This window comes from Micromonospora krabiensis, from assembly GCF_900091425.1.
Lineage (GTDB): Bacteria > Actinomycetota > Actinomycetes > Mycobacteriales > Micromonosporaceae > Micromonospora > Micromonospora krabiensis.
In genome coordinates this window covers 257,315-279,437 of sequence record NZ_LT598496.1, presented here as the reverse complement: position 1 = coordinate 279,437, position 22,123 = coordinate 257,315, and the positions used below count along the sequence as shown (strand labels likewise).

Below are 22,123 nucleotides of genomic sequence, written 5' to 3'. Positions count from 1 at the left end.
CCGGTGCTCACCGCCGCGTACGTCACCGGCACCGCGCGGCGACTGCCCTGCTACGGGAACGGGTGCGGCACGAGGCGCAGGTCGGCGTCGGTGAGTTCGGCGTCGGCGAGGCCCGCCGCCGCGGGTGCCGCCCGTAGCCGCGGCAGGTGTGGAGCCCGCTGCCGGATCCAGCCGAAGTCGATCGGTAGCAGGCCGGGCACGATCATGCAGACCGAGCTCAGGCCGAGCGTCTCCTGCTCCGGCGTGGTCTGGTCGACCATGATCGCCTCAAGTCCCTGGGCGCGCAGCAGATCGAGCACGTGGTGCAGGTCGTCGCGCAGATCCCGGGTGCCCGGGGCGCGGTAGCCGGCGAAGAGCTGCCCGGCAGGCAGCGTCTCACCGCCGTGGAGGTAGCTTTCGGCGTGTACGGCCATGCGCGGCAGGCCGAAGAGGGCCGAGTGGTCCGGCAGCCGACGGACGAGGCTGTAGTCGTCGGCCATCCGTTCCAGCTCAGGTCGACGTCGGCGCACCGTGGCGGGCTGGTGAGGGATGTAGGTGAGCGCCTCGGCGAGCGCCGCGGCCACCGCCTGCTGCGGGTCGACGTGCGCCGCGGCGGCGAACGACAGCAGACCGGGGCCGCCGTCGTGGCGGACGGCGAGGCTGGTGACCACGGGTACGTCCAGGTCGATGCGGTTGTCGAAGGCGTAGAGGCGGTAACCCTGCAGCTCGGCGCGATCGGCCATCGCCCGGACTGCCGGCGGGCAGCCGTCAAGGTCGATGCGGGGCAGCGTGAGGTTGCCGTACCAGGCGAGCAGGAACGCGTCGCGCTCGATCAGCTCCAGCAGCCCGAACAGGGCGGCCTCCTCGAGGCAACTGCCGGTGGCGCAGCCGCTGGAGGAGGAGAGCAGGAAGGTGTCGCCCGCGGCCGGCGAGCTGTAGAAGCAGAGCCGGCGGGGCACCAGTACGGGCTGGCCCGTGTGCAGGTTGCGCCCCCACACCCAGGGGATCGGCCGCTGCGGGTCGAATCGGCGCAGGATCGGGTCGCTGTCGTACACGGCGTCGGGGTAGCTGCCGCAGGCGTCCGGGTGCAGCGCCGCCGCGCCGAGGTCGGCGTACGCGGCGATGACCGGGGTGACGTTGCGCCGGCGGTGGGTGCCCGCGTACCGCTCCAGCCCTTCCAGGTAGGCCAGCGACCGACTCGCGTCGTAGCCGCTGGCCTGGCCGCTGAAGGAGACGTCGAGCAGGCCGCCGTAGCCGCGGATGAAGACGCTGCCGGTCACCGGCGCGGTCGTCGGCGAGGTGATGGTGAGTTGGGTGCCCGCGCCCAGTGCGCCGCAGACCGGGTTGACCAGCGCGGCCTCCGGCAGCGGATAGCTGCCCGGTGTGCGCAGCCGGTAGGTGTCGGGGTGCGGCTTGAGTCGGGGCTCGGGCGCGAGCATCGGACTGTCGGGGGTGTCGGGCTGCGGGACTGCGCAGGAGGGGCAGCGGGGCTCGGCCAGCAGGGGGTAGCTGCGGACGCACAGGCTGTTGAGGTCGAGCTGGCTGACGCGGGGCAGCGGGGTGCTGTGCCGGTCCCAGCTTGGCGGCGGTGGCAGCGGCGGGCCGGCGTGGATGGCGCGGTGCAGATCCCAGACGGCGTCGAGCTGGTAGGCGGTCAGCTGCGGCCACGGTCCGACCGGGGTCATCTGCTCGCCGACCTCCAGGGCGTCGCGCTCGCTGCGGGTGCGCAGCCGCTGCCAGCGGATGGCCAGGCAGTGGCCGCAGCCCCTGCCCGCCGCGCCTGTGTACGGGCCGATCAGCACGGCGGTGGCGCTGAGGTGCACGGTGGCATCGCGGCGGTGCGGCTGTGCCGCGGCGGGCGCCGCGAGCGCGTCGATGTCTCCCAGCGTCACCACCCGCGGTTCGCTGCCGTGCGGCTGTGCTGTCCAGCGGCGACGCAGGTGTTCCCGGAGCCGGGCCGCGGCGGCGGCGAGCGGGACGGGGCGCGCTGCCGCCGCCGCGGTGGCGGTCATGAGTCGTTGCTCCAGCGGAACGTGCGCACCCCGATGAGCGCGAACGCGACGGCGAAGGCGACCAGCGCGCCGCAGGAGATCAGGTAGTCGGTCATGGTGCCGAAGCCGGTGAAGGCGTAGGCCATGCCGTCGTTGACGTATCGCAGCGGCAGCGCCCGGGAGATGCCCTGCAGCCAGCCCGGCATGAGCTCCAGGGGGTAGAACGACCCGGAGAGGAAGGCCATCGGCACCACGATGCAGTTGGCGATCGCGGCGACGGCCTCTGCCGTGTTCGCCCGGGAGCCGACGATCAGGCCGAGGGCGAGGAAGGCCGTCACCGCGAGCAGCATGGTCGGGATGGCCAGTGGCCACGTCGGGTCCGGGCGCATGCCGAAGACCGGCAGCATGGCGACGCCGACGAAGAGCAGGCTCTGCGCGACCCCGATGCCGAGGGCGACGACGTAGCGGGAGCCGATCACCGACCAGAGGCTGGTCGGTGAGAGCCGGATGATGCGCAGCAGGTCGTCGTTGCGCCACTGCATCAGGGTGAACGACACCCCGAAGAGGGCGGCACTGGCCAGACCCCAGGACAGCACGCCCGGGGCGATGTAGTCGACGTAGCCGCGGCCGGTGTCGCCGACCTGCTGGTTGCGGAAGATCAGCCCGAAGATGACGAGGAAGACCAGGGGGAAGGCGAAGGTGAAAAACAGCGTCGTGGCGTCCCGGACGGTCGCCTTGTAGGTGGCTCGGGACAGTGCGGCGTATGCGCTCATGCCTGCGGCGCTCCGATCAGCTCGAGGTAGACGTCTTCGAGGGTGGCCGGTCGGGTTTCCACATCGTCCAGGTCGGCCTCGGCGCCGAGGGCGGCGAGCACCCGCGCGGTGTGCGAGGTGCGCAACACGAGCGTGTCGTCTTCGACGGCGACGCCGTCGACGCCGTCGAGGTTGCCGGCCTGCTCGGGGCTGAGCCGGCCGGCGGGGACGACCAGGCGGGTGCCGATGCCGGAGCGGGCGATCAGCTCGCGAGGGCTGTCAAGGGCGAGGACCCGCCCGGCGGAGAGGATCGCGACCCGGTCGCAGAGCCCCTGCGCCTCGTCGAGATGGTGGGTGGTGTAGACGATGGTCTTGCCGATCGTCTTGAGCTTGCGCAGCATCTGGCCGAGGTCACGGCGGGCCTGCGGGTCCAGTGCGGCGGTGGGCTCGTCCAGGAAGATCACCTGGGGGTCGTGCACGAGCGCCGAGGCGATCGCGAGGCGCTGGCGCTGGCCGCCGGAGATGTTGGTGACCCGGATGTCGCCGGAGTCGGTGAGCCCGACCAGCTGCAGCGCCCGCTCGGCGGCGGTCGCGGGCAGGCCGTAGAGGGCGGCGACCGTCACGAGGTGCTCGCGGGCGGTCAGCCGGGTGAAGAACGCCGAACGCTGGGTCTGCACACCGATCAGGGGCAGCAGGTCGAGGTTGCGCGGGGCGGGCGACCTGCCCAGCACGGTGACGCTGCCGGTGTCGGGGATGCGAAGGCCCTCGATCATTTCGATGAGCGTGGTCTTGCCCGCCCCGTTGGGCCCGAGCAGACCGAAGAACTCGCCACGGCCGATCGAGATCGAGATCCCGTCGACCGCTCTCACCTCGCCATACGACTTGCTCACGGCGTCCAGCTCGATCGCTGGACCGTCGGTGGGTGACATCGGCTCGCCTTTCACTGGTTGTCCTGATGCAGCGGTTGCGGTGGGGTCCGGTCCGCGGGGCGGTCCCGACGTGGCCGGGCCAGCCAGCCGGCGATCGTCAGGCCGACGATCGCGGCGGGCGGGACGTAGGAGAGTGCGCCGAGGACGGGGCGCAGGAGCGCACCGCCGACGCCGATCACGACGGTGGCGACGGCCGCGACGGCGAGCAGCCACCACGCGGCGAACAGTCCGAGGTGGACGGCAGTCCGTCGCGGGTAGCGGGGGCCGGGCCGGCGCACCAGCCGCCGCAGGAGCGTCGTCAGGTAGCGGCGACTCTCGGGGGCCAGGTTCAGCAGGCCCAGCAGGTGACTGACGATCTTGTAGCCGTCCAGCGGCGGCAGCGGGACGAGGTTGACCAGCGTCTGGGCGGCACCGACCAACACGTACGCGCTGAAGAGCCGGTCGGCGAAGGCACCCGGCAGCGCCGCGAGGGCAGCACCGACGACCAGCAGGACCAGTCCGTTCGCCACCGCGCCGGCAGCGGCGATCATCACCTGGTGGGATCGACGCGGCAGGTACAGGTAGTCCTCGATCTTGCAGGTCAGGGTGATCAGGTTGATCCGGTTGACGGTGGCGCCGACGTGGACGGCTACCAGCGCGTGGGCGAACTCGTGCAGCGCCGCGCCGAACCAGGCCAGCAGCGTCAGCGCGAGCAGGGCGACCGGGTCGGTGAAGGCGGGGCGGGCGGCCTGCCAGAGCGGGCCCAGCCGCAGCCCGACGACCGCCAGCAGGGCGGCGACGAGTACGGCGAGCAGCGCGAAGACCGCCGGACGCAGCAGCCACCGAAGCCGGTGCGCCCACCATCCCAGTACGCCGAGTGGTGCCGGGCCGTCGGGCGTGGGCTCGCTGTCGTTGCCTGCGGCACCGGTGGGTTGTGTGGACAGCAGGTCGCGCTCGTGCAGCAGCCACAGCAATCGGGTCCAGTGCTCGTCGCCGAGGCGCCGGCCGTACTCGGCGGCGTACTCGGCGCCGACGTCGGCCAGGGATCGGGCGCCATCGAGGCGGCGCAGCAGGAACTGCTCCTTCGGTGCGATCTCGAACGCCCGGCCGCTGAGCCGGTCCTTGATCAGGTAGACCGTGTCGGGGCCGCGCCGCAGGGGCCGCGAGAAGATCAGATCTTCGCGCAGCCGGGGACGTTTGGCCAGCAGGCCGGATCCGCTCACGCCGGCACCGCCGGGTCGCGCAGCACGCGGGCGAGCAGGTAGGACAGGTACGCCTCGTCGCGGATGGTGGCGTGCAGCCGGTTGTTGGTCATGTGCAGGTACGGCGAGAGCAGCGACGCGAGCGCCTCTCCCGGGTCGGTGATGACCCGGTCGTCACCGCCGCTCCACGCGCTGATGACCAGGTCACCGGAGCGGGCCAGTGCGAGCACCTTCTCCCGCAGCTTCACAGCGTGCTCCGCCCACCCGCGCAGGAACCCGGGCAGACGCTCGGTTTCGCCCCGCGCGACGAGGGTGAGGATCTGGCGCGCCCGCCGGCCCAGCTCCCCGGCGACGCTGTCGTACATCCGGGTGTACTCGTCGACGCCGATCAGGCTAGTGCCCGCGAAGGCGTGGTGCCAGAAGTGGTGGTACCGGTCAAGGAACGCGATCAGTTCCTCCCGGTCGGGCAGAAACGTGCCGGCGAGCACCGTCATCAGCTGCGCGGCGGTGCCCAGCAGCACCGGGCGCAGGTGCAGGTTCATCGACGAGATGGCCCGCAGCACTGTATCGCTGGAGTGCTGGAAGTGCCACTCGGCGATCTCGATGCCCGCCGGGCCGCCGTACTTGCCGTACTCCGGCTCGTAGGGCCGGTAGCTGTAGGAGTTGTTGGGTTGCAGCAGCATCTGCCCGTTGGCGTCGATCAGCTGCGCCGGTCGCCCGTCGGGGAACTCCAGCGCGAAGAGGATGTCGTAGAGCTCCCGCAGGTAGCCGGTGCCCATCGCGTACAGCGCGGGGCGGGTGGTGAGGAACCGGCTCACCGCCGCCTCGGCGCGCTGGCGCACCGCCGGCTCATCGGCCGGTGTGCGCGGCCGCAGCCGCAGCCGCACGTGGGGCCCCTCCAGCCAGTAGTTGATGAAGAAGTGACCGGCGAGCAGATTATGCTCGGTCAGCTCCCGGATCAGCGGCGCCACGCACTCGACCAGCAGCGGCTGCGGGTTGGCCGCGTAGAAGACGTGCAGCGCGAGCCACTGCCCACGCGGGTCCGTGGCGCGCTCGACGGCGGTGGGCACTGCGGCGGACGTGGTCATGGGGTCTCCCTGTCCTCGGTGCGGAAGGTTTCCACGGCCAGCTCGCTGACGTGTCCGCCGCGCTCGCCGTGGGCGGCCAGTTCGTCGGCGGCGGGCAGCAACTCGCGCAGGACGAGCCGGTCGTGCGGCCCGTCGAGGCTGGCCCGCAGCGCCTGCACCGACAGTGGGCTGCCGAAGTCGACGTACTGCGGTTTCGGGTTGGTCAGCAGTTGTGCCGGGTCGGCCGGGTAGACGGTGGCGAAGACCTGCTCGGGGATGCCGTGGCGGGCCTGCCACCGACGCCAGTCGAGGAACGCCGCCGGGTCGGCGCCGGGATCGCCCGCGTCGGGCAGGTCGCGTACCCGTACCGACCAGCTGCGCCGGCTGAGCACGACGTTGCCGGCGCGCAGCCGGGGCCGGGTGGTGACCCCGTCAGCGGCGGCACCGGCGGGCACCCCGCGCCACACGTCGAGGCGCACCATCGACGCGGGCGACAGCAGCATCAGCGTGCGCGGGATCTGCGGCAGCGCCATTGGCACCAGGTAGCCCAGGTAGACGGGGATGACCTCCCGGTCGAGCCGGGTGGAGCGCAGCACGATCCGGTCGGTCTTTGGGTCGTGCACCAGGTAGAGGTCGTCGAGGGTGAGTTGCCGTTCGGGTGGGGCGCTGCTGGTCTCGGCGGGGCAGACGATGACGTAGTCGGTGAGCCGGTCGTGCAGGTTCAGGTTGGTGGTGGCCGCCCCTCCGGTCAGCTCGGCGAAGACCACGCCCGGCGGGGTGATCTCGGCCGCCTGGGCGCGCAGCCGTTCGGCAAGGCTCGGGGTGTCGGCGTCGAAGCAGTGGGTGAACCGGCTGAACGGGAAGCAGACTCCGCCGAAGGACTGGTTGAGCACCAGCAGCGGGTCGGTCTCCCGCAGCGCCAGCTGCACGAAGTGCCCCTGCGGGTGGACGCCGCCGTTGGTCTGCCCGAGCAGCGCGCCGACCTCGTCGAGCAGGTCGGCCGGCAGTGACAGCTGCGCGCACTGCGGGTCGGCGCCCGCGAGCGCGGCCAGCCGCGCGGCGAACAGTTGCCGCGCCTGGTCGAGCGCGGTCATCTCGGGCCGGCCCAGCCAGTTCTCCTCCGGGGTGTAGCTGTCGTCGTCGGCGAACGGGCGCCGGCCCGCGGTGTAGGAGGAGTACTGGTCGTAGAGGTCGTCGTGGAAGTCCTCCACCAGCCGCAGCAGGTCGTCACAGCGGCCGCCGACGCCGAAACGGGCCAGGAAGAAGCCGTGGAACATGATCCGGTGCGGCAGGTTCTGGTCGAAGGCGGGCAGCACCCGTTCGACGGCGGCGAGGTCCGCGCCGACCAGCCGCTGCCAGGGTTCGGCAGCGACGGCGACGGGATCGCCGGCGACCCGGCTGTCCTCGTACAGCAGCGTCTGCGGCAGGGTCGGATCGTGCTCCCCCAGCGACCTCATGGTCGCGCGCAGCGCGGAGCGCAGCCGGTGCTGCAGCTCGCGGCGCTGCGCGAGGTCGCCGTGGCGGTAGGCGTCGACCAGCTCGGTGATCTCGTCGAGCTGGCCGGCGAGTTGCGCGGCCCACGGCCGGCCGAGCTGCGCCAGGGTGGCGGCCAGGGCTCGCATCGGGTCCGCGACGTGCACGTCGGTGTCGAGGCCGACCAGTCGTAGCATGCCCAGCCGCAGCAGCGTCGACAGGTACGCCTCGCCGTCGTCTCGCCCGGCGCCCATGCCGGCGCAGAGCCGGTCCACCAGGTCGGCGCAGCGCATCGTGGCGCGCCCCTGAAGCAGCGCGGTGACCTCGTCCAAGACGCCGCTGCGGCGCAGGAAGAACAGCCCGTCGCGGACCGAGTCGAAGCTGACCGCGGCGCTGTCGTCGCCGGCGGTGACCCAGTGGCGCACGTAGCGGATCCGCTCGGCGTCGCGCCGCCACCCCGGGCTCAGCGCCACCGACAGGTCGCCGCGCCGCCGCGGGTCGGCGCTGATCAGGTCGGCGAGCCGGGCGACCAGGACGACGTTGAGCCGGACATGCCGCTGCCAGCGCTCGCCGACGGTGATCGGAAACCCCGATGCGCCCTCGGTGAAGCGGCCCAGGGCCACCGCGGTGAAGGTGCTGAACGGACTGGTCTTGCAGGCGGTGCGGTACAGGTAGGACAGCAGCGAGCGCTCGACGCGGCGGGTCCGCTTGTTGGCCGGGGCATCCGGCGGCGGCGGGGCCCCGGCGGCGAGTTGCTCGTCGAGGGTGGGTGAGGCCAGCTGCAGACCGCCGCGCAGGCGCGGTTCGTCGGCCAGCCGCCACAGCTGTGCGCGGGCCCGGGTGACGTCGGCGGCGAAGATCGCGCGGCCCTCGTCGTAGCGCCGCGCGAGCTGCGCTCGCCGCTGCAGCCAGCGACGCACGGCGGGGAGCGCCTGCGGTCGGGCCTGCTCGACCGCGGCCAGCGCCGGCTCGGGCGCGGCCGGCAGAACGTTGCCGAAGATCTGCCGGCGCAGTGTCAGCAGCCGTCGCCGGGCCGCGGCGTCCTCGTTGTCGTTGACCAACTCGTAGAGCAGGTGGCTGAGCTGCTCGCCGTCGGCGGCGAGCTGCTGTTCCAGGGAGAGCACGTCGTCGGCCCAGGCGCACACCGTGGGGCAGCGCAGCGGGTCGACCGTCGACAGCGGCAGGCCGGCGATCCGGGCGGTGAAGTAGGCGCCGGTACGCCAGCCGGCGGGTGCGGCGGCGCGCGGCGGAGTCGGCGACAACACGGCCGGGTTCACCGCAGCTCGTAACGGTAGTCGCCGAGGTGCCCGCGCTCGTCGCCGGCGAGCATGATGAGCAGCGGGAACTCGTCGTTCTCGGTCAGCCTCAGCTCCTCGAGGTAGGAGACGCTGTCGAAGCCCAGCGCGACCCCCGCACCGAGGCCCAGCGCGGCGGCGGCGGTGTAGAAGCTCTGGGCGATCGCGCCGACGGTGGCGTTGACGAGGTTGTAGCCGCGCTCGCCGGTGGCGTCCAGCACGGCGTGTGTCCGCACCGTCGGGACGAGCACCACCGCGGCCTGCTCCAGGTTGTAGTTGGCCAGGAAGTAGTTGCGTTGCAGAAACGCCCCCGGTGGCCCGTCGGTGACGGCGACGAGGCTGTGCTCCTGCGGGTCGTAGGCGTAACCCCCGGCGGGCACGTCGGCGACGTGGTTGACGAAGGCGTAGATCCGGGCCAACGGCCGGTCGGCGGGACCGTCGATCTCGGACGGCACGGTGCTGGCCCCGGTGGCCCGCAGCAGTGCGGCCAGCTGCGGGGCTGCCATCGCCCGGCGGTGCAGGAACCGCCCGAAGCTGCTGCGGCGGGCGGTGAGGGCGGCCTCGACGGGCAGCGGCATCGGCGCGGCCGCGGGCAGCGGCAGGCGGGGCCCGCCCGGGGCCGGGTGGGCGCCGGCGGGCGCCAGGGAGCCGGTGGCGGGCCGGTCGACCGCGGCGGCGGTGCTGCGGTTGATCCTGTGCAGGGTGTCGAAGCGGAGCTGGGTCCGGGAGCGCTCCTGGTCGTGGTGGCGCACCCGGACCGTCGCTGGCGGCGGGGCGGACTGCGGCGGCCCGGCGGCGGGCGACGGGCCGTCGGGTGCGGCCCAGGTCAGCGGGACGACGGCGAACAGCGCCTCGTCGTCGAGGGCGAGCCCGAGCAGGTCGGCGACGGCGGCTTGGTCGAACCAGAGCACCGGGCGGATCTGGCGGCCCTGGGCGCCGGCCCACAGCCGCCAGGTCTGCAGCAGCGTTCCCACATCCATCGTCACGGCGTGGTACGAAAAGTTGTTGTACTTGAAGGCGTTCTGCCAGTACTTCACCCCGATGACCAGGAACTGGCGGGCGGGGCGGGGCGGGTCCACCGCCGCGTTGACCCGGGCGCTGACATCGCCGGTGAGCAGCCGCTGCATCGCGTGCCGGGCGTGGGCGTAGTAGTAGACGCCCGGGGTGACCCCGGCGCCGGGTCCCGCGATCCAGTAGACGCTGCACGGGTAGAGGCCGCCGCCGGAGGCGGTCGCGCGGTGCCAGTTGGCGTGGGCGTAGGACGGCAACGCGGCCAGGTCGGTGTTGGCCTGGATGCCGAGCCGCCGTCCGAGCAGTCCGTATGAGTGGTACAGCAGGCCGGCCAGCAGCGGCAGCGTGAAGGGCTCGTCGGCGTCGCCCGGGCCGCGCAGCGCGGTGTCCAGGTCGACGCCGCTGGCCGGCGGGGCGGGCAGCGCGAACGTGCTCGCCTTCGGGTAGTACTTGCCGCGGCGGGGTGCGTCGCCCCAGTCGGGGGTGAAGTCGACCGGAGGCATCGGTTCACGGCCGCGGCGCAGGATCGCGGTCGCGTACGCGTGGGCGAAGCCGGGATTGTCAGGCGTCATGGCATGCACCTCACGGGAACGGGTGGGGAACGAAGTGGATCTCGTCGTCGCGCAGGTCGCGGTCGAGCAGCCCGGCGGTGCGAAACGCGGTCCGCAGCCGCCGCGTGTGCGGGGCGCGTTGGCGCAGCCAGCCGAAGTCGATCGGCAGGAGCCCGGGCACCACGACACTCGCCGTCGCCAGGCCCAGATCACGCTGTTCGGGCGTGCTCTGGTCCACGGCGATCACGTCGAAGCCCTGCGCGGTCACCGTCTTCAGGCAGCGTTCGAGGTCGTCGCGCAGGTCGTCGGTGACCGGCGGAGCGGGGCGGTCGCGCTCGTAGAGCTCGGCCATCGGCGCCGGTCGGGGTCCGCGCCGCAGCAGGAACGCCGCGTGGTGTGCCATCTGCGGCAGGCCGTAGAGCAGGGGGTGGTCGTGCAGGCCCTGCACCTGGGCGAAGTCGGTCACCATGCGGCGCAGCCGCGGCTCGTCGGCGCCGGCGCGGACCCGGACCATGACCGAGTCGGTGGCGATCTCGCACAGCGCCGCGGTGATCGCGGCCTGCGGGTCGAGGCTCGCCCCGCCGCCGAAGGCCAGGGCGCCGAGGCCGCCGTCTGCGCGCACGGCCACCGCCGTCACCACGGGGATGTCGAAGGTCATCCGGGTGTCGAAGAAACGGGCCTGGTAGCCGTACATCGCCAGCCGGTCGATCATCATGCGGGTCTGCGGCCGGTCGATGCTGTCCGGGTCTATCTCCGGCAGCGACCGGCCGCCGTACCAGGCCAGCAGGAACGCGTCGCGTTCGATCGCCTCCATCAGGCCGTGGTAGACCGCCTCCACCAGCGAGGCTCCGGAGGCGCAGCCGTTGGAGGTCTCCTGCACGAAGCGCTCCTCGACGCTCGCCGCGTGGTAGTAGACGAGGATCTCCGGCACCAGCACCGCGCGCTGCTCGCGCAGCGACCAGCCCCAGACCCAGGTGATGGGCCGGTCCGGGTCGAAGCGGTGCAGGTATGGGTTGGCCTGGTAGAACGCGTCGGTGTAGAGCCCGCACTCCCGCGGGTCCAAGGCGTCGTCGCCCAGCTCCCGCAGGGTGGCGGTGACTGCGGTGCGCTTGCCGCGCGGGCGCAGGCCGGCGGCGCGCTCCAACCCCTCCAGCACCGCGATGCGGGCGCTGCGCCGGTAGCCGTCGGCGTGCCCGCCGTAGAGCGTCTCCCGCAGGTAGCGACCGCTGCGCAGGGTGAACGAGCCGATCGCCGGGGAGGTGGACAGCGAGGTGAGGTCCTGCCACAGGGTGGCGCCGAGTGCGCCGCAGACCGGGTTGGCGAACGCCTCGACGTCCAGCGGGTAGTCGTCGAGGTCCCGGCTGCGGAAGCTGCCTGGCGCCACCTTCGGGGTGGCGGGCAGGTCGATCGTGGCCAGCTCCGGCGCGTCGTCGACTGTGCCGCCGCAGCTCGGGCAATCCGGGTCGGGCAGCAGCGGAGCCCGGTGCACCCGCAGGGTGCACACGTCGACCTGGAGCGCGGTGCCGACGCCCTGCGCGGCGACGCCGGGGCGCCCGGGCCCGTCCGGTGCGGCGCGGTGCGCCTCGATCAGGGCGTGCAGGAAGTCCGCGACGAACGGGGTCGCATACGGCCAGGGGCCCGCCGCGACGGTCTCGCCGCCCAGCTCCACCGCGTCGCGCAGGTCGCGGTGGCGCACCGCCTGCCAGCGACGCGCCAGGCAGGTCGGGCAGGCCGCTGCGGACGACAGCGGCCCGAGCAGCGCCAGCTGCCCGTAGAGCAGCACCCGGGTTGCGCCGGCCGGTCGGGCGGGCGCGCTCAGCTCGTCGCGCACCCCCAGCGCGAGCACCTCGACGTCGCAGCCGCGCTCGGCGAGCAGCCGGGCCAGCCCGGCGCAGACCAGGTCCTCGGTCGTGGACCCGCCGCCGCTCATCGGTCGTCTCCGGCGGCCAGCAGCACCTTCACCACGACCAGCCCGCCGGCGGCCAGGTCCGTGCCGCTGACCGGCGCCACCAGCACGTCGTATCCGTGTTCCCGCAGCCGGTGAAGCACATCGGCCCAGCGGTGGACCACACCGGCGGCGGCGTTTACCTCGCCGTGCACGGCCACCGTGCCGGCGTCGAAGTCGACCAGCAGGGGGTCACCGGTGTCCGGGACCGTGTCGGGGTCCTGAGCGCGCAGCTGCGCCGGGCCCAGCAGGTCGCGCAGCGCGGCCACCGCCGCCGCTGTCCACGCCGGGTCGGCGGCCACCGCGTACGACCACTGGCCGCGCGTCGGGTCGAAGGAGCGCGCCAGCAGCGCCGTCACCCCGGCATCGGGCTGCCCGCCGAGGTCGAGCAGCTCCACGCTGACCCCGAGGTTCGCCGCCGACTTGGTGAGGAAGATCAGCTCGGGGTCGGTGCCGATGGTGTCGAGGCGGATCCGTCGGGCGGTGGCCGTGCCGGCGACGACCTGCCGCAGCGCGTGGCCGGCGAGCGCCGAGGCGAGCCCGCAGCGCACCGCCTCGGCGAGGTCGGCCCCCGCTGCCCCGCCGGCGCTGGTCGGCTCCGCGCCGCGACCGTGGTTGGCCGGCCCGAACGGCTCCAGCACCGCCGCCGGCACCGCCGCCGCCGCGCCGGTGAGCAGTGACCGGGCCACGGCCCAGGCGCCGGCGGCGGTGTCGCCCCAGCCTGAGGCGAGGCCGAGCCTGGCGGCGGTGACGCGCGGCAGGTCGCCGGTGGCGGCCTCGGTGACAGCGCTGTGGTCGGTGCCGGCGACGGCCGCCACCCGCAGCGCCCGCAGCCGGGCCGCCGCGACGTGGTGCACGTCGAACGCGTTCACAGTGCGGCGCCGGCCGCTGCCGTCGGTGAACTCCACCGTGCCGATCTTGATCGGGGTCTGGTCCCAGCGCTCGTCGTCGTAGCGGCGGAACACCCCGAGGTGCGGCTGCAGCAGCGGCTGGTGGCTGGCCAGCTGTGCCACTGCGGCCTGCGCCTGCGCGGACTGGTCGGCCGCCTCGTCCGCGTCGACGGGTGCCGCGTCCAGATCGACGGCGGCCCAGGCCGCCTCCACCGGCTGCGGCCGACAGAAGGCGCACCGGGGGTGGGGCAGCAGCCGCTCGGTCAGTACGTCGAGCGAGGCGAGGTGCTGCACGATCACGCTGCCGTCGGTCTCCGCGGGCAGCGCCCCGGTGGTCAGCCGGAACACCTCATACGCCAGCAGGTTGCCGACCATCGCCGCGAGCGGCCCGTCCGGCCGGGCGGCCCCCGGCGCGGCACCGGACGGCAACGCCGCGGCCCGCCACACCTGCCCGGCGGCGCCGGTGTCGTCGTTGTCGCCCAGCCGCAGCATCGCGCAGCACCAGCAACCGGTGCGGCCCGGGCCCTGCACGGGGCCGACCAGCATCCGCGCGCCGGCGACCCAGGCCGGCAGCAGCAGCCGACCGGCGGGGATACCGGCCGTGAGCAGCCGCAGGGTGTCGCGGGGCGCGTCGTCGCCGGCGGCCACCACGACGATGTCCGCATCGGCCAGTTCGGGCCAGCCGACCTCGCCGCCGGCGGGCAGCACCTCGACGGTCGCGGTGCAGCCCGCCGCGTCCAGCTCCGCCAGCTCCGGCGCCAGCGCGGGCTGCACCGCCGGCGCGACGCTCACCGTGGCGGCACCGTTGCGCAGCAGCCCGGTGGCACACGCGACCGCGACCGGGCCGTCGCCGAGCACCGCGACTCGGGTGGCCCGGAAGGTGGCGAAGCGCTGCGGCGCACGGTCGGTGTAGTGGTCGATGTAGGCGATCTGGGTGGCGAAGTGGGCGGCCGCCGCGGAACCGAGGATCGCCGCCGGGTCACCCTCGCTCTCGGGGATGTCCCGGGCGAAGCCCCGGGCGTAGAGCGCACTCACCAGCTCGCCGATGATGGTGCGCTGCGCGGCGGGCAGCGGCGCGCAGATGTCGGCGACCCGGTGGTGCCCGTTCAGGTGCGGGACGAGCACCGACGCCAACCGGTACGCGGTGGCTGAGGTGAGCCGGAAACCGCTGGTGGCGTTGTGGAACAGCACTCCGTCCTCGGTGCGGGTGAACAGCACGTCGTGACGCATCCGCGGCCGGGTCTGCGCCACCGTCTCGTAGGCAGTGCTCATCACAGGGGTCCCTTCGCTCGATACGGGTGTGGTGGCGGGTTGGGCCGGGCGGCGACGGCGTGGGCATGGCGGCGCAGCAGCCCCCGGATCCAGTAGTGGTCCACGGCCTCCTCGACCAGGCTGTGGTCGACCAATGCGTCGAGCAGGTCGCGGGCCGCGGACGCCTGCACGTCCAGCAGCTGCGCCGCCCGGTCCACGGTGATCGGGGTGGGCGCCGCGGTGGCCAGGCGTACGAACGCCGCCGCCAGCGCCTCGCCGGTACGCGACAACGTCTCGTCGAAACGGAAGCCGAGCGACATGTCCGGCTCGCCGGGCAGGCTCAACCGGCCCAGCGGGTCGGCGCCCAGCCACTGCACCGCCTCCGCGAGGCTCATCCGGGCGCGTAACAGGATCCGGGTGGCGGCGACGCGCAGCGCTAACGGCAGGTGATCACACAGCGCCGCGAGTGCCGTGGCGGCCCGCGGGTCGGCGTCGACCCGCTCGGGTCCGAGCGTGACGGCGAGCATCCGCAGGGAGTCGGCGGGGTCCAGCGGTTCGACCCGGTGCAGCCAGCCGCCGAGCCGCGCGACCGGACCGGAGAGGCTCTGTCGGCTGGTCAGCAGCAACGCGTCGCCGGCCGTCAGCAGGGCGGGCAGCTCCCGCGCCTGGCGGGCGTCAACCACGTCGTCGAGCACCAGCAGCCGCCGCCCGCCGCGGGCGCCGGCGTCCCGGCCGAACGCGGCGTGCAGCTGCCGCTCGACGTGCTCCAGCGGCGACGCCGCCGCGGTGCTCACCTCGAACCGCGCCTGCCCGCCGGGGAAGTCGTCGGCCACGAGCTGACCGACGTGCCGCGCCAGCGCGGTCTTGCCCACCCCGGGCGGGCCGCTGAGCACCACGATCGGGCAACCTGCGCGCAGCCGCTCGGCGATGGTGCCGCCCAACGCGTCGCGGCCGACGAAGCCCGGCGCGAGCGGATACCGGGCCGGTGTGGCGGCGGGCGGGGACACCGGGCCGGCCGGGGTGGGTGCCTCGCCCCGCAGGATGGTCAGCTCCAACCCGCGCAGCGCCGGGCCGGGGGCGACACCGAGTTCATTGCCGAGGTGCTCCCGGATGCGGCGCAGCTCGGCTAGCGCGTCGGCCTGCCGGCCGGTGCGGTAGAGCACCGAGGCGAGCTGGGCCGAGAACCGCTCGTTCGCCGGGTAGGCGCGGGTTGCCGTCCACAGCTCCCCCTGCACGGAGCGATCCCGGCCCAGACCGATCTTTAGGTCGCAGACCCGCTCGATCACCCGAACCCGCTCCTCGCTGATCCGAGGTACCACGTCACGGTGCAGCGCCTCCGATGGCACGTTGGCCAGCATCGGATCGCTCCACAGCGCAAGCGCCTCCTCCAGCAGGGCCAGCTCGGCCTCCGGATCCGGCTCGTCGCGGCTGCGACGGATCAGGTCGCGGAAGAGCATCAGGTCGACGGTCTCGGCGGTGGCGGTGATCCGGTAGCCCCCCGGCACGGTTTTGATCACGCTGCCGGTGATGCCGTACCGGCTGAAGAGCTGTCGCAGGCGCAGCGCGCAGGTCTGCAGCGCCGCCTTGGCCGAGCCGGGTCGCTCGTCGCCCCAGATGGCCTGCTGCAGCGCGCCGACCGACACCACCTCGCCGGGGTGCAGCAGCAGCGCCGCGAGCAGCGAGGTCACCTTGGACGGCGGCAGGACCAGCGCGTCCGCGCCGCTGGTGAGAGTCAGCGGGCCGAGCACCCGAAACACCGCCGGACGCAGCGCCCGATCGCTGCCAGGTGGGCTCACCGCGACACGTTCCATCGCGACCATCCCTCCCGGGCGGACGCTAGGTCACAGTCCAGCCCCGCAGCGCCGGCACGCTGCGGATCGCACGCTGACAGACCCGCTGCACGATGTAGTCGGAGATCGCCTGCTCCGAGGCGATGGTGAAAACCGCGACCTCCACCTGTTCGGCGAAGGCGCGGGCACGGATGTGCCGGATACCGTCGGCCTCGGCGGCGTTGAGCCACAGCAGGTCCGTCAGTTCGCTGGCGGACAGGTCGTAGTCACCGCGCGGCGGCCGCAGCGCGATCCGGGTGAGCAGCACGGCGAGCCTCCGCTGAGCCGGGCCGACCAGGTCGGCGCGCGTGCCCCGGTGAGCCGAGCCCCGCACGACGGTCGGCCACCGCCACGAATCGGACCTGTGACGCATTCGCTGCTGTGGTCGCGAATGCCTCGACTGTCCACGTCCGCCCGATGTGCATCAGGCACCTCCCGCGTCTGCCGCCCGCCTGGTTGCGGCGCTGGGATGAGCGTGCGGTGCGCGCCTCGGGCGCGTCACCACCTCGGGCATTGCCGGAACCGGCCGTGGCCGGTTCCGGCAGGCCGAGTCGTCACCAGAAATCAAAGAATGCCGATTTTGCGGCCGGTGGATCCACTTGTCTCATTGGTATGCATGCCCGCGCGTGTTCACCGCCACGGCCCCATCCGGCCAAACGCTTGTCCGAAAACGAACACAGTTTCGTGACCTCCCGGATGACCCCCCATCAACTAATGTGATCGGGCGGTAGACACGATGGAGGAGACCTTGCTCGAACGGCTGGGTGTGTCGGCAACTGCCGAAGCCGTCTACTGGGCGATGTTGGACCACCCGACATGGGATGTAAGCGAGCTCGCCACGAACCTCGACATCCCGGAGACCGTCGTCCACGACGCTCTCTCCGCGCTCGCCGACCGCGCGCTCATCACACCCTCGACCAGCCGGCCCGGCGCCCTCCGCGCGGTAAGCCCGCAGATCGGCCTCCTCGCCCTCCTCGACCAGGCCGAGCAGCAGATGATCGCGCAGCAGGCGACGCTCCAGGCGGCACGCGCCTCCGTGCTCGCCCGCGCCGCCAGCCACGACACTTACCGCGAGCGCGAGGAGATCGTCCGACTCGAAGGCGTCGACGCGGTGCGCGAGCGCCTCGCCGAACACGCCCGCACCGCATCCGAAAGCTTCATGACCCTCACCACCGGTCGCGCGATGCCGGCGCAGGCCATCGAGACCGGCAAAACACTGACCCGGATCGCTCTGTCCAGAGGGGTGACGATCCGACACATTTACCAGGAACGCGTCCTGCACGACGCCGCCTCCCGCGCGTACGCAGAGCTGATGGCCGCGCAGGGCGAACAGAGCCGGGTGATGCCCGAGGCGCCGCTGCGGATGACCCTGGTCGACCGACAGTTCGCGCTCATCCCGATCGAGCCGCGCTCCGGCCGCGGCGCGCTGGAAATCCGCGGCAACCACTTGGTCTCGACGCTGTGTCTGCTCTTCGACATGCTCTGGGAGCGGAGCACACCGTTCCCACGGCCATCCAGCGCAGACGAAAACGGACTGACCGACCAAGCCGTCGCCATCCTGCGGCTACTGCGCCAAGGCCGCACCGACGAGGCGATCGGCCGCCAACTAGGACTCTCCGAGCGCACCGTACGCCGCATCGTGCGCGACCTCATGCGACGCCTCGACGCCGAGAGCCGCTTCCAGGCCGGGGTGGAGGCGGCCCTGCGCCGCTGGATCTGATTGCCGCAGCCCTAGCCCGCGGACTGGGCAGGTCTCCGACCCTCGGCGGGCTCGTCCGCGCCGACACCTACCTCGTCACCGACACCAAATGGCCCGTCATCGCCCGCGCCCGGCTGCGCTACCTCGCCAGCGGGCACGAGCAGCCCGACAACCACTCCGGCGCCCTCGCCGGGCTCGTCGCCATCCTCGGCCTCAGCCCGCACCTCTACCTCTACCTCGACCACGGCACCGCCGCGCTGACCGGCCGCCTGTTACCTGCGTGCTTGGTTTGCCGGCATGGCAGTACGGGATTCGGCCGCCGTCTTGATAAGCCGCGCTGCCTCATCGGGGTGAGAGACCATCGAGACATGGCTGGCAGCGACCTCGACGCTGGTCGCGCCCATACGGCTGGCGAACATGTGCTGCGCCTGCGGGGCGACCGCCTCGTCCTGGGTGGTGATCAGGTACCAGGACGGCAGTGACCTCCAGGCTGGGACCCCCATCACTTCGGGGAATATGGAGCCGGCGACGGGCTGCTGCACGGCGTGCATCACCTTGGCCTTGACGGGGTCGACGTCGGCGGCGAAGTGCTGGATGAAATCGTCCTGCGACAGCCACACGAAGCCCTGCGCGTCGGTGATCATGTGCGCCAGCGCCGGTGGTGGGGGTCCCTGCGATTGCAGGGCGGCGAGCGATTCACCTTCGTCGAGTGCGAAGGCCGACAGGAACACCAAGCCGACCACGTTCGGCGCGTCGGTGCCGAGGGCGGTCATAACGTTGCCGCCGTAGGAGTGCCCGGCCACAATCGTTGGGCCCTCCTGCTCGCTCAGGACTTGGCGTAGCCTTCTGACATCGTCGGCCACCGAGGTCAGCGGAAACTGCGGGGCCGTTACCTGGTAGCCGTCGGCCTGTAGGCGTTCGATGACGCCGCTCCAACTGGAGCCGTCTGCCCACGCCCCGTGGACGAGTACGATGTTCGGTCGGCCATTCATGCCGGTTCCTTCCGGTCTGAGTGCACGGTCGCATTTACCGACATTCGCCCTGGCGGATCACGCAGGGCAGCACACTAACGACGCGGCCACGCGGACCCGTCCAGGTGCATTCACGTGGCCGATACCAAATCGCCCCGGACGTAAACATGCTGGATCGCCGATCAACGGGGTGCAGGTTGGCGCCCGTCCCTCTGTCGTGCCAGGAGGGGTAATCGTTCGTCGAGGTCTACCTCGTTCCGTCCTAGGACAAGCACCTACGCGAGCGCGGCGGCCGACTCGCCGGCATCGATCGGGCGACCGAGATTCTGCTGCCCGCAGCCGCCGGCGCGAAGCTGACCGACAAGCGCACGGAGGAGGGGTAACCGCTGGTCAGGCCGTACCCTGGCGGTTAATCCGCCCCTCCCGGGCCGCCTTCGACCGGCCATGGTCACGCTCGGTGCCGGCCGCTCCCGTCGCGGTACGGTCATGCCGCTGGTCCGGCGAGTGTTCCACCGTGGCCCCCTGCCGGCCCCGTGCTCCGCTGCCCGGGTGCCGGCGACCCCGCGCCGACTCGCCGCCGCTGTCATGCTTGTTGCGCTGTTGGCTACCCATGCCCGGGCGGGTACCCGGTGCCCGGGCGCCCATGCTTGCGACGAGGACCACGCACGGCAGAACACTGCCCGAGTCGAGGCCAGTCTGGGCGGCTGGAGGTCGTACTCGCCACCACGATCGGCGACCTCGGCTTCGGCGTCGGGCTTTCCGCCCTGTCGGCCATCGTGGTGCACGCCGTCCCGACCACGCACACCGGCGCCGCCACCGGCATGAACGCCAACATCCACACGATCGGCGGCGCCGCGGTCTTCACCTCGATCCTGTCCGCACACCACACCATGAACGGCTACCCCTGGCCGGCAAGGCAGCGCGGCCGTGAGTGGCGGGCACGTCAGGCAGCGGTGAGGACGATCTTGCCGGGAAGCTTGCCGGCTGCGGCCCGGTGATGCACCGCGGCGGTCTCGGTGATCGGGAGGCGCTCGGTGATGCCCACCGTGATGACGCCGGAGTCGACGAGGTGGGCGAGCTCGGCGAGCTGGGCGGCGTCGCGACGGACCACCATGACCGTCGTGCGGACCTGCCGGGCCGGGTCCACGGGTGGCGACGAGGTGATCGAGACCAGGCTGCCGCCCGGACGGATCAGGGCGACGAGCGGGCGCAGGAGCCGCTCGGCCACCGGGGCCGTGTTGAACACCGCGTCGACCGGACCGGTCGGGCGGTCCACCGTGTAGTCGATCACCTCGTCGGCACCGGCCGAGCGGGCCGCCGCGACGCTGGCCGGTCCCGCAGTCGCGATGACGGTGGCGCCGGCGGCCTTCGCGAGCTGCACCGCGAGTCGGCCCACTCCCCCACCGGCACCATTGATCAAGATTTTCTGACCGGATCGCACGCCGAGGTGCTCGTGTACGGCCTGCCAAGCGGTCAACCCGACGACCGGCAGGGCGGCGCCGTCGCTGAGCGGGATACTCGTCGGCGCGGGTGCGATCATGTTCGCGTCGATCGCCACGAACTCGGCGGCCCCGCCGTCCTCGTACGCCGACTGGTAGGCGATGACCTGGTCACCGACGGCGTTGCCGCGCACGCCCGCGCCGACCTCGACGATCGTGCCGGCGACGTCGACGCTGGGGATGTGCGGCAGGCGGATCGTCTCGGCACCGGGGATGACACCAGACCTGATCAGTGCGTCGCCCGGGTTGTACGAGGTGCCGGCGACCCGGATCAGCACCTGGCCGGCGGCTGGCACCGGAAGGGGTGCCTCCTCGACGCGCAGCACCTCCGGGCCACCGAAATTGTGGAAGCGGACCGCCCTCATCCTGCCCCTCACCATCCTCTCCGGCCGATCAATCAGGCGCCGCGCAGGAGCTTCAGGGCATAGGACGGATTGCCGTAGTCACGCCAGGCGGCGATCCTGCCGTCGCGGATCTCATAGACCGCCATGTTCATCACCGGGGCGAGCGGCCCGCCGGGGAACGCAAGGCCGTGGACCTGCTCGGCGATGACCACGTCCCCGTTGACCGCCTGGTTGATTGTCTCGAACTTGACCTGCTCAAAGGTCTCGAAGACGCCCTTCCACACCTGCACGACGGCGCTTCGGCCGCGCACCTCGTCCTCGCCGTAGTTCTGGAAGACCACCTCGGGGTGCAGGTAGTCGGCGAGGCGTTCGCTGTCCTTGGTGTTGAACGCCTCGACGAACTCACGAACCAGGGTGTCGTTGTCGCGTGACATCTCGGGTTACCTCGTCTCGCCTGATCATCGAAGCCCGATCCGGGTGGAACAGGCAGGAGCCAGGCTGCCCCGACAAAACTGGACCTGCAAGTCCAAAAATGCTCCCACGGGCCCGAACCGCTACTACGTGAACAGCCGCTCGCACGGCATAGGTAGCGACGCGGTCGCGCGACGCGAGGCAGGGCTTCCGTCGTGGTACCCCGAGTTCGCCACCAGGCGCCTCGGGGAATCAGTGCGGGTCTGTCGGCTTACGCGCAACGATGAGCCGGCACCGTGGGCTGCCGTCCCGGCGGCTTCCCAGGACGGTCAAGGCGACTGTCGTCACGGTGAAGCCGGCCGCCATCAGGTCGTCGCGGAGGGCGGGCAGCGGGCTGGTGCGGTAGTACATGACGAACGGGGGTCGCCACAGGGCGTTGCGTACGCGCATGGTCAGGTCGAATCCGAGCGTGGCCCAGTGCGCGACCGAGGTCAGCGGCGGCGGTGCACCGACAGGGAGGGCGAAGAGCCCGCCGGGTCGCAGCGCCCGATGGATCCCCTCGAACAGCGCCGGCCGCTCGGTGGGCAGGAAGTGCCCGAGCGCTCCGAAGCTGACGGCGAGGTTGAAGTTCTCAGTGAATGGCAGGGCACGAGCATCGGCCTGAACCCACGTGGCGTCCGGGTGAGCACTGCGCGCCTGCGCGAGCATGCCAGCGCTGAAGTCCACGCCCGTGATGCCTCCTCGGCACACGGACCTGAGAACCGCCATGCCCGCGCCGGTGCCGCAGCAGACGTCCAGCCCCTGGTCGAACGGCCCGAGGTCGGACAGCGCGTCGGCGGTCGCCCCGAGATAGCTGTCCGGCGTGCGGAAGGGCGTGTGGTCGAACTTCGGCGCCAGCAGGTCGTAGCCGCGCTCGACCGAGGAGAACGCCTGGACACAGAGTTCCCGCAGAGACGGACCCTGAGGCGAAAACACCAGCCGAGGGTACCTGCCGGGGCCCTCCCCGCACCCCTTCCGGGCCGTCGCCCGTGTCGGCATACCGCAGGCTCCGATCA

The 22,123-nt window shown here is 72.4% G+C and carries 16 protein-coding genes and 1 pseudogene; 2 read left to right on the top strand and 15 right to left on the bottom strand.

Annotated features, from left to right (window positions below; translation table 11 throughout):
• Positions 1–50: 50 nt before the first annotated feature.
• Genes GA0070620_RS01170 through GA0070620_RS01120 form a run of 11 tightly spaced genes read right to left on the bottom strand, consistent with a single transcriptional unit; the run spans position 51 to position 16,478 of the window.
• Positions 51–1,991, bottom strand: a complete 1,941-nt coding sequence (locus GA0070620_RS01170; protein WP_091587684.1) for a TOMM precursor leader peptide-binding protein — start codon at positions 1,989–1,991, stop codon at positions 51–53.
• Positions 1,988–2,743, bottom strand: a complete 756-nt coding sequence (locus tag GA0070620_RS01165; RefSeq protein ID WP_091587681.1) for an ABC transporter permease — start codon at positions 2,741–2,743, stop codon at positions 1,988–1,990. The genes GA0070620_RS01170 and GA0070620_RS01165 overlap by 4 nt, the downstream gene beginning before the upstream one ends.
• Positions 2,740–3,666 carry an ABC transporter ATP-binding protein gene (locus tag GA0070620_RS01160; RefSeq protein WP_091587678.1) on the bottom strand — a complete coding sequence of 309 codons (927 nt, stop codon included), beginning with the start codon at positions 3,664–3,666 and terminating at the stop codon, positions 2,740–2,742. Before GA0070620_RS01160 ends, GA0070620_RS01165 begins: the two co-directional genes overlap by 4 nt.
• Positions 3,663–4,853 carry a M50 family metallopeptidase gene (locus tag GA0070620_RS01155; protein WP_091587675.1) on the bottom strand — a complete coding sequence of 397 codons (1,191 nt, stop codon included), beginning with the start codon at positions 4,851–4,853 and terminating at the stop codon, positions 3,663–3,665. Before GA0070620_RS01155 ends, GA0070620_RS01160 begins: the two co-directional genes overlap by 4 nt.
• Positions 4,850–5,920, bottom strand: coding sequence for a lantibiotic dehydratase C-terminal domain-containing protein (locus tag GA0070620_RS01150; protein ID WP_091587672.1), 1,071 nt, complete (start codon positions 5,918–5,920; stop codon positions 4,850–4,852). Before GA0070620_RS01150 ends, GA0070620_RS01155 begins: the two co-directional genes overlap by 4 nt.
• Positions 5,917–8,649: a lantibiotic dehydratase gene (locus tag GA0070620_RS01145; RefSeq protein ID WP_377519683.1), complete on the bottom strand. Its 2,733-nt coding sequence runs from the start codon at positions 8,647–8,649 to the stop codon at positions 5,917–5,919. The genes GA0070620_RS01150 and GA0070620_RS01145 overlap by 4 nt, the downstream gene beginning before the upstream one ends.
• Positions 8,646–10,250, bottom strand: a complete 1,605-nt coding sequence (locus GA0070620_RS01140; RefSeq protein ID WP_091587670.1) for a nitroreductase family protein — start codon at positions 10,248–10,250, stop codon at positions 8,646–8,648. Before GA0070620_RS01140 ends, GA0070620_RS01145 begins: the two co-directional genes overlap by 4 nt.
• Positions 10,251–10,260: 10 nt before the next feature.
• Complete coding sequence (locus tag GA0070620_RS01135) at positions 10,261–12,159, bottom strand: TOMM precursor leader peptide-binding protein (RefSeq protein ID WP_091587668.1); 1,899 nt, start codon at positions 12,157–12,159, stop codon at positions 10,261–10,263.
• Positions 12,156–14,336 (bottom strand): TOMM precursor leader peptide-binding protein, encoded by a 2,181-nt coding sequence (locus tag GA0070620_RS01130; RefSeq protein ID WP_091587665.1) that lies wholly within the window; start codon positions 14,334–14,336, stop codon positions 12,156–12,158. The genes GA0070620_RS01135 and GA0070620_RS01130 overlap by 4 nt, the downstream gene beginning before the upstream one ends.
• A complete protein-coding gene (locus GA0070620_RS01125; RefSeq protein WP_091597749.1) occupies positions 14,336–16,126 on the bottom strand; it encodes an AfsR/SARP family transcriptional regulator in 1,791 nt (596 codons plus the stop codon). Before GA0070620_RS01125 ends, GA0070620_RS01130 begins: the two co-directional genes overlap by 1 nt.
• A gap of 25 nt (positions 16,127–16,151) precedes the next feature.
• Positions 16,152–16,478, bottom strand: a complete 327-nt coding sequence (locus GA0070620_RS01120; RefSeq protein ID WP_091587663.1) for a hypothetical protein — start codon at positions 16,476–16,478, stop codon at positions 16,152–16,154.
• 402 nt (positions 16,479–16,880) lie between these two features.
• Between GA0070620_RS01120 and GA0070620_RS01115 the strand changes: the two genes are divergently transcribed.
• Both GA0070620_RS01115 and GA0070620_RS33390 read left to right on the top strand, forming a co-directional pair.
• The gene (locus GA0070620_RS01115; RefSeq protein ID WP_091587660.1) at positions 16,881–17,864 is read left to right on the top strand and encodes a helix-turn-helix transcriptional regulator; all 984 of its coding nucleotides are present in this window, start codon (positions 16,881–16,883) and stop codon (positions 17,862–17,864) included.
• Between the two features lie 41 nt (positions 17,865–17,905).
• Positions 17,906–18,118 (top strand): annotated as a pseudogene (locus GA0070620_RS33390) (GPP34 family phosphoprotein); the annotation flags it as partial.
• Here the strand turns inward: GA0070620_RS33390 and GA0070620_RS01105 are convergent.
• The 4 genes from GA0070620_RS01105 to GA0070620_RS01090 all read right to left on the bottom strand — a co-directional run bounded on the left by GA0070620_RS01105 (position 18,116) and on the right by GA0070620_RS01090 (position 22,043).
• Positions 18,116–18,835 carry an alpha/beta fold hydrolase gene (locus GA0070620_RS01105; RefSeq protein ID WP_091587658.1) on the bottom strand — a complete coding sequence of 240 codons (720 nt, stop codon included), beginning with the start codon at positions 18,833–18,835 and terminating at the stop codon, positions 18,116–18,118. The pseudogene GA0070620_RS33390 and the gene GA0070620_RS01105 sit on opposite strands and share 3 nt — an antisense overlap.
• A 922-nt stretch (positions 18,836–19,757) precedes the next feature.
• On the bottom strand, positions 19,758–20,678 hold the full coding sequence (locus GA0070620_RS01100; protein WP_091587655.1) for an NADP-dependent oxidoreductase: 921 nt from the start codon (positions 20,676–20,678) through the stop codon (positions 19,758–19,760).
• A gap of 32 nt (positions 20,679–20,710) precedes the next feature.
• On the bottom strand, positions 20,711–21,091 hold the full coding sequence (locus tag GA0070620_RS01095) for a nuclear transport factor 2 family protein (protein WP_091587653.1): 381 nt from the start codon (positions 21,089–21,091) through the stop codon (positions 20,711–20,713).
• A gap of 229 nt (positions 21,092–21,320) precedes the next feature.
• On the bottom strand, positions 21,321–22,043 hold the full coding sequence (locus GA0070620_RS01090; RefSeq protein WP_091587651.1) for a class I SAM-dependent methyltransferase: 723 nt from the start codon (positions 22,041–22,043) through the stop codon (positions 21,321–21,323).
• Positions 22,044–22,123: the final 80 nt, after the last annotated feature.